Raw genomic sequence first — 12716 nt, 5'->3', positions numbered from 1 at the left:
TAACTTAATAGGTATGTGAATCCCATTGAAGACCATGGAGGGCGTGTGAGAAATGCTCAGGATCCTTCTCGTAAGGGACACTGAAGCCGATGTGTCTGATCTCCTGGAGAAGCTCAGCTCCGCCGGAGTTGAGGTGACCGTCGCCGACAAAATTGAAAGAGCCGCCGAGGCCGACACGGTACTGATATACACAACCCCTGCTAGGGTCAGCCGATGGGCTTCATGCGACATCAGGGTACCATTCATGTACCTCCTGGACTTTGATGAGAACGTTGTTGTAACCTGCCCCCATGGATGCCTTGAAAAGCCACCTGGAACAGAGGAAATTAAGGCGTGTATGGATTTTATCATCAGGAGACTTGTTCTGGAGGAGGAACGCTACAGAGAACTCTTTGAGAATATCAATACCTGTGTCGCAGTCTATGAGGCCGTGGATGATGGTGAGGATTTCCTATTCACTGACTTCAACAGGGCCGCTGAGGAGACTGAGAGGATTAAGAGGGAGGATGTCCTTGGAAAAAGGGTGACTGAGGTGTTTCCCGGTGTGGAGGAGTTCGGACTCCTTGATGTCCTCAGGAGAGTATACAGGACGGGAAATCCTGAGCACTACCCCCTCACAGAGTACCGGGACGAGAGAATAAGTGGCTGGAGGGAAAACTTCGTGTACAGATTACCCTCAGGTGAGGTGGTGGCGGTTTATGAGGACCGCGCAAAGGAAAAACAGCTTCAAGAGGAACTCGAGGAGAAGGAAAAACTCTACAGGACCATATTCGAGAACACCGGGGCTGCGACCACCATAGTGGATGAGGACACCACCATAATCCTTGCCAACAGAGAATTTGAGAGACTGAGCGGCTACTCAGGGGATGAGATAGAGGGGAAAAAGAGCTGGACCGAGTTCGTGGTGGACGAGGACCTTGAAAGGATGATGGAGTATCATAAAATCCGAAGGAGGGATCCGCGCCTCGCACCTAGAAGGTACACCTTCAGATTTCAAAACCGGCACGGTGAAGTCAGGCACATGCAGATGATAGTGGGCATGATCCCGGGCACCGCGAAAAGCGTGACCTCCATGGTGGATATCACGGAAATCAAGGAGGCTGAGGAGAATCTCCGGAGATCCCTCAGTGAGAAGGAACTCCTCTTAAGGGAGGTGCACCACCGGGTCAAGAACAACCTCCAGATAATATCAAGTCTCCTGAACCTCCAGAGCCTTGGAACAGAGGGTAAAGAGGTCCGCGATGTGCTGATGGAAAGCCAGGGACGCATAAAGGTGATGGCAATGATACATGAGCACCTCTATCGTTCAGAATCCCTTGCCAGCATCAACTTCAGGGACTATGTAGAGAGGCTGGTGGAGGATATAATCATCTCCCATGGGAGCAGCATAAGGAAGGTTATTGAAGTTGATGACATAAAACCAGATATTGACACTGCGATACCCCTTGGCCTCATAATAAATGAGCTTGTGACAAACAGTGTCAAGTACGCCTTCCCTGATGGGACCGGCAGTGTGACGGTGAGGATCAGATCCCATGATGATGATGTTTCGCTGGTGGTTGCTGATGATGGTGTTGGTTTACCTGAGGATATTGAGCCTGAGAACACTGATACCCTGGGTCTCAGCCTGGTGAGTATACTCACCGAGCAGCTGGATGGAACCCTCACCATCAGACGGGATCATGGCACTGAGTTCAGGATAAGCTTCCCTGTGTAACATTCTGGTACAGCGATAAAGTAGAAATGGAATACTGCTGGAACTGATACGCCATGGCGGATAACCAGATAAAGCAAGAACTGAAAGAAATTTCATGCCTTCATGTTAAAGTCTCATGATTTTTCGCTAACCGATGAATGAGTTTTGCAGGATCCTGAGAGTCCTTATGTAACTGTGACATAGATTCCTGTTACATAAGAATCAGAAAAACTCCCTGCCACCTGAACCCTAAAGGAAACAGAAAAACATCATTCCGATTCTCTGATAAATACATACTCCTCTCTCGAGGGGGTGAACATGGTATGTCAGCCTCCGAATTTAATGAGTTCTGATAAACATATACTCTCTACCCCATGACACGAAAATTGGAGGAACAGGAAATATTCAACTTCGCTATATTATCGTTTAACGAAGGTTATTCTGAGTTTAGCATGAAAAATGAAAATGGTCTCAAATGGGTGTAAATCACCAGCACCATATATACTGAACGGTTTAATTACCCAATTCCCGCACAACTTTACCCTGCAAAAATTAAAAGGTCGAACTGAAGGTGTGACACAAATCCATGAAGGACTTTCACTTTAAGTTCACACCTATCAGGAATGGTGTGATGGAGTCCCGGTCAGGACCATCAGAGGATATACATCACCACCTTACAGCACCTTCACCGATTGCAATGCCTCCAGATAAAAATTAAATGATGGATAAAATTATGATATTACTAATTAAAAAATAGTTGTTAATCATCTTCCAGGTGATTGAGAATTATCCTGCGGATGTAGGCACTCATGCTTGTATTTGCCGGGACTCTGCTTTTAAGGGCCTCTATTTCATCAGGGTAGAGTCTGACAACAACGGGTTTCGTGTCTTTAAGTCCTCCTCCGGGTCTCCTTCCAACCATAAGATTACACCCCTTACATAAACTTGGTCTCCGGCACTTATAAAACTTTAGAATCTGGGGCCGTTTTCCCTTCTGCTCTTCAGTTCTGATGCAAAACCAGGTTTAAAGGATGACTGCAGGATTGCTAAAGAGAAACAAAATCATGGGATGGCAATAGTCGCAGGAAAAAATAAAGGCCAGATTCTACATGGAGCCAATATACGGTTGGGTACCCTCATAGGATTACATAAAGATCAGTATATCGGAATGTTCTAAGTAATGTTCTCACTCTGAAGATTACATAAAGATCTATCCAGGTACACTACCACTGCATGAACCAGAGGATTAAACAGAAACCCTCTTCACCCAGATTTCATGACCAGTATCACCCTTAGAACCTGCGCCTTTATCATGCATCAAGCATATTGTTATGTAATCACAAAACCGCCCTCAAGGAAAAAGATATAATGAACTCCTCCGATAACTAAGAATGGAAATCGTCTTTAAGTGATATCATGGCCTACCTCATATGTGAGAACTGTAACCACTACTGGCAGATCAACTCTGAAGAGGAATTCTGGGTATTCTACATGTGCGACGAGTGCGGGTCACTTCTACTCTACGTTAACAGCCTCAACGAGTACCGTAACCTGACAAAGAGTGTTCCAGAATCCTTTAAGAGGACCCACACCCAGAAGAAGGCTGAGAGGTACTGGAGGCTCTCGGGTATGGGGCACTGGGCCCTCCCTCTGGCTGCAATCACCTTCGCCTCAGGCATACTACTTCTAATCACAGGTCTTAAATGGGCCATAATTCTGGTCCTGGCCGGCCCTACCATCATGTTACTGTCCCTTGCAATCATGAGGACAGGTGAAATGAGGGGTATGGGCTGGACAAAAGGTTATGTGGGTGAACTCATAGTGGCCAGCTGCCTCAGAAGGCTCCCGCAAGGATATCACATCTTCAACGACGTTCACCTGCCAGGTGCCCACGGAAACATCGATCACGTTGTTGTGGGGCCCACAGGGGTCTATGTGATCGAGACAAAATCCTACTCAGGAAACTATATAGTGAGGGGTGACCGCTGGTTCCTGGATGACGACCTCAGGAAGGAGGAGATAAGATCACCATCCATCCAGTCAAAGAGAAATGCCGCCATACTCAAGGAGTTCCTTGAATCAGAGGACATCTACGTCTCATGGGTAAATGCAATTGTGGCATTCATCAACAGCTCCTGCACCATCATCGAGGATGACGAATACTGCCTGATAATGAAGCCCTGCCAGATCCCCGACCACATATCAAGAAGCCGTCTCATGCTCGGTGAGGGTAAGGTGAACAGTATAGTCGAGGTTCTGAGGAAGCACTCCTCAGAGGTCTGGTGACTGAGGCCCGACTACTGAAAATACCACATCTTTATATGCTTGAAGGTCATAAATATCTTCTTCAATTCCAGGGATGGAGGATTCTGATGGATTACTATGAAAAATTCAGGAGTTTTCTGGCAATATTCCTTCGCGGACTTTTCATGGGAAGCGCGGATGTGATGCCCGGGGTTTCAGGAGGGATCATAGCACTCATAACAGGTATATATGAGAGGCTGGTGCATGCGATAAGCAGCATAAAATTTGGATTCATAAAGCCACTCCTCAGGGGTGACCTTGCAGGTGCCCGGGAATCCATGAGGGATGAGGTTGACTTTGAACTCTTCATACCACTCCTCACAGGTATAGCATTCGCCATGCTGACGCTGTCCAAGGTCATACTTTTCTTCATAACAAACTACGTAGCATACACCTACGCCTTCTTCTCAGGCCTAATACTTGCATCGGCATACATAGTCTACCAGAAGATCAATGGCCTTTCGGTTAAGAATCTTGCAGCCGGTGGAGCAGGCTTGATATTCGCCTACCTCTTTGTGGGCCTTAACCCTATACAGGCAAACCATACCCTGCCAGTGATCTTCATATCAGGTTTTGTGGCGATATGCGCCATGATACTGCCAGGTATATCAGGAGCCTTTCTTCTCCTTCTCCTGAACCAGTACGAGTACATGCTCGGGGTTCTTAACAGGCTGGCCATAGTTGAAATTGTGACCTTCATTGCAGGTGCGGCCATAGGTATAATGAGCTTCTCGAGGGTCCTCGACTACCTCCTCAGGAACCATGAGGCCATCACCATGTCATTCCTTGTGGGGCTCATGATAGGCACCCTCAGGCTGCCCTACAACAAGATATCAATGGTTGATACCTACTCAATCATAATATCGGCTGTAATAGCCATCACTGGCTTTGCAATCGTTATGATACTTGAGAGCCGCTTTGACTACATTGACTACTGAATCCTCCAGTTCTACTTTTTCAGTAACTGAATGCAGATACAGAGATTTACATTCCTTCCACGAAAAACTTCTTAAATAGAGAATAAAGAGCTATATCATTTATTTAATTAACAGCCATATCAACATCCGATTACTGCAGGTGCAGAGTCCATCTAGTGCTCACGACGAAAATTGTATATGGCATCGGCCTTATATGGAATCACATGAAAGATGTCATGGAGATGCTGAGGCGCTACTTTAAAGATAAGGCTCAGGTTAAGATGGCTTACCTGTTCGGTTCGATGGCATCTGAAAGGGGAGGACCTCTAAGTGACATTGACATCGGAGTACTCCTTGATGATGATCTGGATAGGGTTGAAAGGTCCAAGGTGAAACTTGAATTAATATCAGAACTTACATCTCTGCTCAAATCTGACAGGATTGACCTTGTAATAATGAATGATGCTCCTGTAAATCTTAATTATGAAATAATAAAGTCTAGAAAGCCTTTAATTGAAAATAAGTCCGTGAAGGTTGACTTTGAACACTACATACTCTCAAGGTACCTGGATAGAAGATACTATGACAGGAGATGGGTATCCAGGTACATTGAAAGGAGAGACGACAGCCATGAATGATATTGAGAGGGTCGCTAATAGAATAAAGATCATGAACTCCTATGTTGAGTTCCTTAAAGAACACAGGGCATCAGAAAGAGAACTTTCAGAGGACTACCTCCTGAGATCTGCAATTGAGAGAAACCTCCAGCTTGCCATTGAATCTGCTCTGGATACTGGGGAGATTATTATCTCAATGGAGGATCTTGAAAAGCCCGAGACCTACAGAGACATCATTGAGATCCTTGAAAAGCACAGAATACTTCCACATGAATTTGCAGAGCGATTCTCTGAAGCTGCTGGTCTGAGAAACATTCTTGTCCACATGTATACGGATGTTGACCCTGCCATAATTGCAGAGGTCCTTGCAAACCGCCTTGAAGACTTCGACCTCTATTCAGAGTATATTTTAAGTTTCATTGAAGCCAGATCCTCCAGAAAATCTGAATGAGAGGCTTTTCACCGGGATCATGATGATCTAATTTAGAGATCCTGAATATGCTGGCAACCACTTCTTATTCTGTAATAAATCCATCTATCTGCGTTTTTTCCGCGTCAGAGAATCATTCTATCTGGTAAATCTCAAACATGTGATCTCTTGCCTTTGATATGTAATATGAGGCTGTCTCATCGGGTGCCAGCCGGCAGAGGAAATCAAAGGTGTACTTCAGGATATCCACTTTGACCTCACAATCAACACAATCAAAGAAATAAGACATTCTGAGTGCCTCTTCCCGCCCCACATCTGTGCTGCAGATCTTTCTCATTCTCCTGTTCATGTCGAAGGGGTTCTTTATTTCATCCAGTTTCTCCAAGAGGCTGTGCTCTGATAGGTCCATCATACCTTCACCATCAATAAACCGTTCATTGAACTCCACATCAACAATCTCACCGTCCTCAACCGTAAAGGTGTAGACGCTACAATACGACTCCAGATCATAAGAAAAATCAACCATGACCTCAGTGATATACAGTGCAACAGGTAGCAACATATCAATAAACCATGACCTGACCATTAGAGGATCAAAATCCCCTAAATCCACGTTACTCAGATCAAGATCCATATAATCTGCATCAAAATATGCAATAAAGTCTTCATCATACCTGAAGGATGAAATAATGTACTCCCTGTTATCCAGGTAGGTCCTACTAAAAACCTCTCTAATCCCATCATCGGGCATACCATCTATAACATAATTAAATGCCGTATCACACAGCATCTCCTTATTATCATCATAGAATGCCTCAGTGAAACGTTTCCATCCATCATTAACTGATTCCTTATCAAGCAGGTGTTCATATTCATACTCATTAACTAGCTCCACCAGTACATCAGCCGTTTCATCATCAATATCTGACATGACATAAACCCGTCCGGTAACTTATTCTGTCTTTCTAAATCTACCATCTTTAACAGCTCCACCTACTCAAAAAACATCAACAAAAGCTTCATCAACCATAAATAATCCCATAACACCGATGACTCCAAAAAGAGGTAATCCATTAATTCGAACCATTATTCATCAAACCTTAAAACATTTAATATCATCAATCTTCCAGATCTGACCACCAAACTCCTTAACCTGTTTCAGAGTCAGCTCCTTACCACGAAGCTCATACGGGACATGAGGGAGAACCACATGGAAGTACTCAACACCCTTACGGAGTAACCTCCGGATCAGGTGGATAGGGAGAATACCGTAAACAATATCACCTTTTCTCATCCTCAGCATCATCTCATTACTAAGATGACCAGTCACGAAGACGTCCCGGTCAAGGCCCTTACCATTCAGTTTAGCCAGTATCCAGTGCACAGTACTCTGGTGCCTCGTAATAATATATATTCTACCATTATCCATTTCATTACACATAAAATCACCTCGGATAGAATTGTTTCTCCTCACTATATACGACAAGTTCAAGCACCACCAACAAACCCAGAAACACAAACAAAATCACCACAAAGACACACAGACTCAGAAAAGACTCGAGGTACTCAAACAAACACAAAAAAGAACAAAAAAACAAAACACAGACCCAAAAAGACCAGAAAAACAACACAAACACACCAAAAAACCGAAACACTTAAATACTGAAAGGGATTTCTGCAGCAGAAGGGAGACAACATACATGTCAACAGAGCACACGTGGTCATACCTCATTCCTCATCAGGCAGTAATCAATCCAGGAATCCACTCTGAAAAAATCAGAGGAAACCCTTTGCCATGCAAAGATGTCAGCGCTCACGTGAACAAAAAAGTAGAAGAAACCTCACCATACTGAAAAGATTATTTTACTGTGATAAAACAGATATATATTCATGCAGATTCTGAGGGGTATTGGTGCGGGTGCAGGCAGGAGCAGTGGAAGGGTCCGCATAATAAGGAACCTCGAGGACGCGAGGAACCTTGAATGGGGAGAGGTGGCTGTTTTCAGGAAGATATCCCGGGACATGCTACCGGAGATCCGGAGGGCAGGCGCTGTCATAGCAAACTACGGCGGCCTCACAAGTCACGCCGCGATAACCCTCCGGGAGCTTGGCATACCCTGTGTCCTTGGAACAGAGGTTGCCACTGAGGTCCTCCGTGAAGGTATGATAGTAACTGTTGATGGAAAAACAGGGGGGATCTACCGCGGGGTGATGGACTGGGTGAAGGCTGAGGATACCCCCGGTTTCCATGAGACAGCCACCGATGTCATGGTAAACCTCAACTTTCCCTGGCTGGCACCAAAGGTGGCTGAATTCGCAGACGGTGTCGGCTCAGTAAGGATAGAAAATATGGTGATAGAGACCGGGAAACACCCCCACCTCCTCCTGAAAGAGGGAAAACTGGCAGGAGTCCTTGAGAAGGGGCTCAGGGAGATACTTGAGGCCTTTCACCCTAAACCCGTCATATTCAGGACCTTCGATATCCCTGTTGATGAGCTCACAAATCTCAGGGGCTCCTTCGAAGCCTCTGAGAGGAACCCGTTCCTTGGGATGAGGGCCATAACAAGGGACCTGATGGAACCTGAGATCCTGATGGCTGAATTTGAGGCCCTGGGGAACCTCCTGGATTCTGGTTACAGGAACCTCCAGCTTAAGTTCCCATTTCTCAGGGACGTGGATGAGTACGTGACTGCAGTTGAACTCCTGGAGGAGTCAGGAATCACGCCCCACAGGGATATAGTGGTCGGGGCATCAGTGGAGACACCATCGGTGGCCCTCCAGATTGATGAACTCCTGGCCGCTGGCGCTGATTTCATATCCCTTGGCATGAGTGACCTCACAATGTGCAGCCTTGCAGTTGACCGCAGAAGCACCCGCGTGGCCGGCCTCTTTAACCTCTCACACCATGCAGTGCTTGGACTGGTGGAAGATGTTATAGGCGCCTGTCATGAGGGTGGTGTGAATGTCTACGCCGCTGGATACGCTGCAACCAGCTACATGCTAGTCAGGAGACTTGTTGAGATGGGTGTTGACGGTATATCCACAAGCCCGGATAAGATCCTGAGGATGAAGTACTTCATAGCCAGGATAGAAAGGTCCCTGATGCTCAGGGGCGCTGGAAGGGTGGAATAGTTCATTCAAGTGGGAACGTGACCCTGAAGAATGCACCATCCCTGTTTCCATATTCCAGTTCACCCCCAATCTGCATCACAAGGTTTGATACAAGCTGCATTCCGAGTGATTCCAGTTCATCAATGTTGAAGTCCTCAGGGAGCCCCCTGCCGTTATCTGATATTTCAAGGATACCAAGATCGTCCTCCCTCTTGAGTGAGATCACTATCCTGCCCCTGTCCCCTGTGAAGGCGTGTTTGATTGAATTGGAGATTATCTCATTGGTTATCAGGCCCAGGGGGATGCACCTGTCCATCTCGGCCATTATATCATCGTAGTGGACATCGAGATCCACAAGGAGCCCACCGGTGGACTGCAGGGTGGTCATCTCCTCTGCGATTGCCCTGAGGTAGTCTCCAACGTTTATCATGGACAGGCTGCTTGACCTGTATATCTTCTCATGGGCAACTGCCATGGCCCTGACCCTCATCTGGCTATCCCTGAGGACATTGAGGGTCTCCTGGTTGTCTGTATATGCTGTCTGGAGGGACAGCAGACTTGCCACTATCTGGAGGTTGTTCTTGACCCGGTGGTGTATCTCCCTCAGCAGGACCTCCTTCTCACGGAGGGATTCCCTGAGCTGATTTCGCATGGTTATCCGCTGCAGACCATCGGATATTTCCCCTCCAAGTACCTCCAGGAACTCAGTTTTTTCTTTAACGTCACTGTATGCTGCCTGGAGCCTTAAGACACCCCTTACAGCCCCATCCACACTCAGGGGTATCTCAATGATTTCTCCATCCACCAGGACACCTTCTGTATCTGGAATGCTGTCTGGAGGTATCAATCCCCTCTCAACCTTTAAATCTGGGTCAAGGTATGCTGATCCCCCATTGAATTCAGGGCATCTGATTATGAAATCAAGGACTCCCCTGAGGAATAATTCAGGGTCTTCTGTATCAGCCAGCTTGAGTATGATATTTATGAGCCTGAGGTGGTTCCAGTGCTCATTCATCCTCCTCCTGTAGCTGATCTGCTTTACAGCCAGCATATAGTACTGTGAGATGTGCCTGACAGCCCTGAGATCCGCTTTGCTGAAGCTGGTGCCCCTGAGTATGAACTCTGAGCTCATATCTGCAGAGGAGGAGGTTATGCGGATCATTTTACCATCTTCTGAGAGTCCCTCAAGGTCTGGAACCTCTTCAGGGGGTTCCAGCTTTTCTGTGATGGTGATTGTCTCCACATTTCTCAGTCTTATGATTCCTCCATCCGCGCCTGTAACTTTGCATGTAGCATCGAGTATGTACTCTGTGAATTCCCCCAGATTATCAGTTGAGACCGCTTGTGGGTAGATTTCACTGAGGACCCTTCTAACACGGACTTCATCCCTCAGTTTCCTCTGGGACTCCCTGAGTTTTGTTATGTCATTGAAGCTCAGGATCATCTGACCTGAATCTGGAAGATCACCCCTGTGGACCATGACATGGAGGTTTCCCCTGACCCCCTTCATCCTTATCAGCGCCCTCTGGGATTCCCGGAGTTTCTCAAGTTTCTGAAGTTCATCCTAGTCCAGCAGGTCCCTTAAATTGAAGCCCTCATCAACACCGAAGAGTTCCCTGAAGACCCTGTTTGTCCCTGTGATATTCCACTCCCGGTCTGTGATGGCTGTGGGGGTGGCCCTGTTCTCAAATATTGCCCTGTAACGGTTCTTTGATCTTCTGAGTTTCTCCTTGGTTTCAATGTAATCTGTAACGTCCCTCAGTATCTCTATGGCCCCCACGGTTCTATCCTCCGCATCACAGATCGGGGATGCCTTGAGCTGGAAGTGCCTGCCCATGTGCTAAACATGGACCTCTGCATAGATTGCATTACCCTCCCTGCTGATGTTGCGGTACCTTGAAGGGGCCTTTCCAGGGTTCAGCAGGAATTCAAGGAGCCCCGGCGTCCTCCTGCCATAGAACGGAACTGCGTAGACCCTGTTACCCCTCCCGAGGATCTCTTCCTTTTTCACACCTGTGAGTCTCTCAATCTCACGGTTCCAGGCTATCACCCTTCCACGGGTATCCAGGGCGAAGGTAGGGTCGGGTATGGACTCCAGCAGGTCCCTGAACTTTCTGTGCTCCTCCTTTAACTTCCTGTGGGCCCTGTAGAGTTCAGTCATGTCCCTGACAATGCCCATCACAATGTCACCTGATCTGCTGAGGACCACCCTTGTCGGGAATGTCTCACCGCTGATCTTTCTGTGGATCCATGTGAACTCGCATTTTTCGCCATTCATTGCCCTCTCAATAAGTTCCCGGGCAATTTCTGAGGATTCACCATGGTGCTGGTACTCAGGTGATAGCTCCCATGGTTTTCTGCCCAGTATGTCTTCCTCATCTCCCCCGAAGAGTTCAAGGGCCCTGCTGTTACATCCTATTATCCTGAAGTCCTTCACCAGGAATATCGCATCCCCTGCATTCTCAAAGAGTTCCCGGTACCTTGAGGAAATATCATTCATCCTCTGCTCAGAGTCCATCCTCCTGAGGGCACCGGCTGTGCTGGATGCTATCTCCCTGAGGAAGCCCAGCTCCTCATCGTCAATCATCCTGGGGGCTGAGACCACAAGGTAAAGGGGTTTGCTGCAATCTTCAAGTTCAATGACTGCAGTTGAGGTATCCTCCCAGGTGATGATGCCTGGCCGGAGTGGTGATACTCTTTTTTCACCCTCCCCTGCAATCACGGTTCCATCAGATTCCCTGAAGGATGCACCGGAGTATCCGACCTCCATCAGGATCCCGGAAACCCCTTCCATCAATTCCTGAGGGGTGGCTGAGATGGCTGCCTGGCGGTTGATCCTGCTTAGAAGTCTGAGGCAGCTGTTGTTTCTCCTCAGCATCCTTTCAAGCATCTTCTGGGGCGTTATATCCCTGAACATGCAGAATCCTCCCCTGAAGCCGGAGGATTCAATGAGGGGATGACCTGAGAGTATCACCCACCTTGTCCCCTCATCCGTCCTGAAGCGGAGTTCATGTTCACCCGAGGATCCCCTTCTGCATGAATCAAGTATTCGCTCCATGGTCTCCCGGTCAGAGGGATGTATAAAATCGAATATCTTCCTTCCGATAATCTCGTCCCTTCTCATGGAGAGGAGGTCAGCCATCCTCTCATTGCAGTACTGGATGCTTCCATCGTCATTGAATACGCAGACACCCTCACCTGTGGTTTCCAGTATCTCCTGGTACCTCCTGCTGGTATGTGAGAGCAGGTTCTGGATCCGGTTCTTGTAGATTGCAAGTTCCATTGCATATCCAAGTTCCCGGGAGTTGAAGGGCTTGAGGAGGTAGGCCTCAGGTTCAACCTCGGCTGCCCTCTCAAATACCTCCCTGCTGGAGTAGGCTGTTATGAAAATCAGGGGGATGTCCATCTCCTTCTTTATGGCCCTTGCTGCTGTGACTCCATCCACATCTGAGGGGAGTACTATGTCCATGAGGATGACGTCGGGTTTCATCCTCAGCGCGGTTTCAATGGCATCCTCCCCGGTCTTTACACTGACCGTTTCATACCCCCAGGATTCCAGGAGCCTTAAAAGTTCAAGGGAGGTTACAGCCTCGTCCTCGACGACAAGGGCAGATGGCATGGATATTATATTATTTTTTCTG

At 47.3% G+C, this 12716-nt stretch carries 12 protein-coding genes; 6 read left to right on the top strand and 6 right to left on the bottom strand.

Annotated features, from left to right (window positions below; translation table 11 throughout):
* Window positions 1–52 precede the first annotated feature (52 nt).
* The gene (locus MTH_RS02175; RefSeq protein WP_010876107.1) at window positions 53–1717 is read left to right on the top strand and encodes a sensor histidine kinase; all 1665 of its coding nucleotides are present in this window, start codon (window positions 53–55) and stop codon (window positions 1715–1717) included.
* A gap of 739 nt (window positions 1718–2456) precedes the next feature.
* Here MTH_RS02175 and MTH_RS09730 read toward each other — a convergent pair.
* A complete protein-coding gene (locus tag MTH_RS09730) occupies window positions 2457–2618 on the bottom strand; it encodes a hypothetical protein (protein ID WP_010876106.1) in 162 nt (53 codons plus the stop codon).
* Window positions 2619–3112: 494 nt separating this feature from the next.
* Here MTH_RS09730 and MTH_RS02170 point away from each other — a divergent pair, with 494 nt between their 5' ends.
* From MTH_RS02170 to MTH_RS02155, 4 genes are all read left to right on the top strand, one after another.
* Window positions 3113–3982 carry a nuclease-related domain-containing protein gene (locus tag MTH_RS02170; RefSeq protein WP_010876105.1) on the top strand — a complete coding sequence of 290 codons (870 nt, stop codon included), beginning with the start codon at window positions 3113–3115 and terminating at the stop codon, window positions 3980–3982.
* Window positions 3983–4125: 143 nt separating this feature from the next.
* Window positions 4126–4938: a DUF368 domain-containing protein gene (locus MTH_RS02165; RefSeq protein ID WP_193330368.1), complete on the top strand. Its 813-nt coding sequence runs from the start codon at window positions 4126–4128 to the stop codon at window positions 4936–4938.
* 203 nt (window positions 4939–5141) lie between these two features.
* Complete coding sequence (locus MTH_RS02160) at window positions 5142–5555, top strand: type VII toxin-antitoxin system MntA family adenylyltransferase antitoxin (protein WP_048060824.1); 414 nt, start codon at window positions 5142–5144, stop codon at window positions 5553–5555.
* Entirely contained in the window at window positions 5548–5985 is a 438-nt protein-coding gene (locus MTH_RS02155) for a type VII toxin-antitoxin system HepT family RNase toxin (RefSeq protein WP_010876102.1), read from the top strand. The genes MTH_RS02160 and MTH_RS02155 overlap by 8 nt, the downstream gene beginning before the upstream one ends.
* Before the next feature lie 112 nt (window positions 5986–6097).
* Here MTH_RS02155 and MTH_RS02150 read toward each other — a convergent pair whose 3' ends face one another.
* Window positions 6098–6895 carry a hypothetical protein gene (locus tag MTH_RS02150; protein WP_010876101.1) on the bottom strand — a complete coding sequence of 266 codons (798 nt, stop codon included), beginning with the start codon at window positions 6893–6895 and terminating at the stop codon, window positions 6098–6100.
* Between the two features lie 162 nt (window positions 6896–7057).
* Window positions 7058–7405, bottom strand: a complete 348-nt coding sequence (csx16, locus tag MTH_RS02145) for a CRISPR-associated protein Csx16 (RefSeq protein WP_048060823.1) — start codon at window positions 7403–7405, stop codon at window positions 7058–7060.
* Window positions 7406–7854: 449 nt separating this feature from the next.
* On the opposite strand from csx16, the gene MTH_RS02135 reads away from it, so the two are divergent.
* Complete coding sequence (locus MTH_RS02135) at window positions 7855–9096, top strand: putative PEP-binding protein (RefSeq protein WP_010876099.1); 1242 nt, start codon at window positions 7855–7857, stop codon at window positions 9094–9096.
* Between the two features lies 1 nt (window position 9097).
* Here MTH_RS02135 and MTH_RS09315 read toward each other — a convergent pair whose 3' ends face one another.
* From MTH_RS09315 to MTH_RS09310, 3 genes are read right to left on the bottom strand one after another with little or no spacing between them, the layout of a single operon-like run.
* Window positions 9098–10585 (bottom strand): sensor histidine kinase, encoded by a 1488-nt coding sequence (locus tag MTH_RS09315; RefSeq protein WP_010876098.1) that lies wholly within the window; start codon window positions 10583–10585, stop codon window positions 9098–9100.
* A 54-nt stretch (window positions 10586–10639) separates the two neighbouring features.
* Complete coding sequence (locus MTH_RS02125) at window positions 10640–10912, bottom strand: PAS domain S-box protein (protein ID WP_010876097.1); 273 nt, start codon at window positions 10910–10912, stop codon at window positions 10640–10642.
* A 3-nt stretch (window positions 10913–10915) separates the two neighbouring features.
* On the bottom strand, window positions 10916–12694 hold the full coding sequence (locus MTH_RS09310) for a PAS domain S-box protein (protein WP_010876096.1): 1779 nt from the start codon (window positions 12692–12694) through the stop codon (window positions 10916–10918).
* Between the last annotated feature and the right edge of the window lie 22 nt (window positions 12695–12716).

The sequence above is a fragment of the Methanothermobacter thermautotrophicus str. Delta H genome (assembly GCF_000008645.1).
Taxonomy (GTDB): Archaea; Methanobacteriota; Methanobacteria; order Methanobacteriales; family Methanothermobacteraceae; genus Methanothermobacter; species Methanothermobacter thermautotrophicus.
This window is presented reverse-complemented; position numbering and strand designations above follow the sequence as displayed.

What these genes read in the sequence shown, in the direction of transcription:
- MTH_RS02135 (WP_010876099.1), top strand. Translation starts at nt 7,855, where the DNA reads ATGCAGATTCTGAGGGGTATTGGTGCGGGTGCAGGCAGGAGCAGTGGA.
- MTH_RS02165 (WP_193330368.1), top strand. Translation starts at nt 4,126, where the DNA reads ATGGGAAGCGCGGATGTGATGCCCGGGGTTTCAGGAGGGATCATAGCA.
- MTH_RS02175 (WP_010876107.1), top strand. Translation starts at nt 53, where the DNA reads ATGCTCAGGATCCTTCTCGTAAGGGACACTGAAGCCGATGTGTCTGAT.
- MTH_RS02170 (WP_010876105.1), top strand. Translation starts at nt 3,113, where the DNA reads ATGGCCTACCTCATATGTGAGAACTGTAACCACTACTGGCAGATCAAC.
- MTH_RS02160 (WP_048060824.1), top strand. Translation starts at nt 5,142, where the DNA reads ATGAAAGATGTCATGGAGATGCTGAGGCGCTACTTTAAAGATAAGGCT.
- MTH_RS02155 (WP_010876102.1), top strand. Translation starts at nt 5,548, where the DNA reads ATGAATGATATTGAGAGGGTCGCTAATAGAATAAAGATCATGAACTCC.
- csx16 (WP_048060823.1), bottom strand. Translation starts at nt 7,405, where the DNA reads ATGTGTAATGAAATGGATAATGGTAGAATATATATTATTACGAGGCAC.
- MTH_RS02150 (WP_010876101.1), bottom strand. Translation starts at nt 6,895, where the DNA reads ATGTCAGATATTGATGATGAAACGGCTGATGTACTGGTGGAGCTAGTT.
- MTH_RS09730 (WP_010876106.1), bottom strand. Translation starts at nt 2,618, where the DNA reads ATGGTTGGAAGGAGACCCGGAGGAGGACTTAAAGACACGAAACCCGTT.
- MTH_RS09310 (WP_010876096.1), bottom strand. Translation starts at nt 12,694, where the DNA reads ATGCCATCTGCCCTTGTCGTCGAGGACGAGGCTGTAACCTCCCTTGAA.
- MTH_RS02125 (WP_010876097.1), bottom strand. Translation starts at nt 10,912, where the DNA reads ATGGGCAGGCACTTCCAGCTCAAGGCATCCCCGATCTGTGATGCGGAG.
- MTH_RS09315 (WP_010876098.1), bottom strand. Translation starts at nt 10,585, where the DNA reads ATGAAGGGGGTCAGGGGAAACCTCCATGTCATGGTCCACAGGGGTGAT.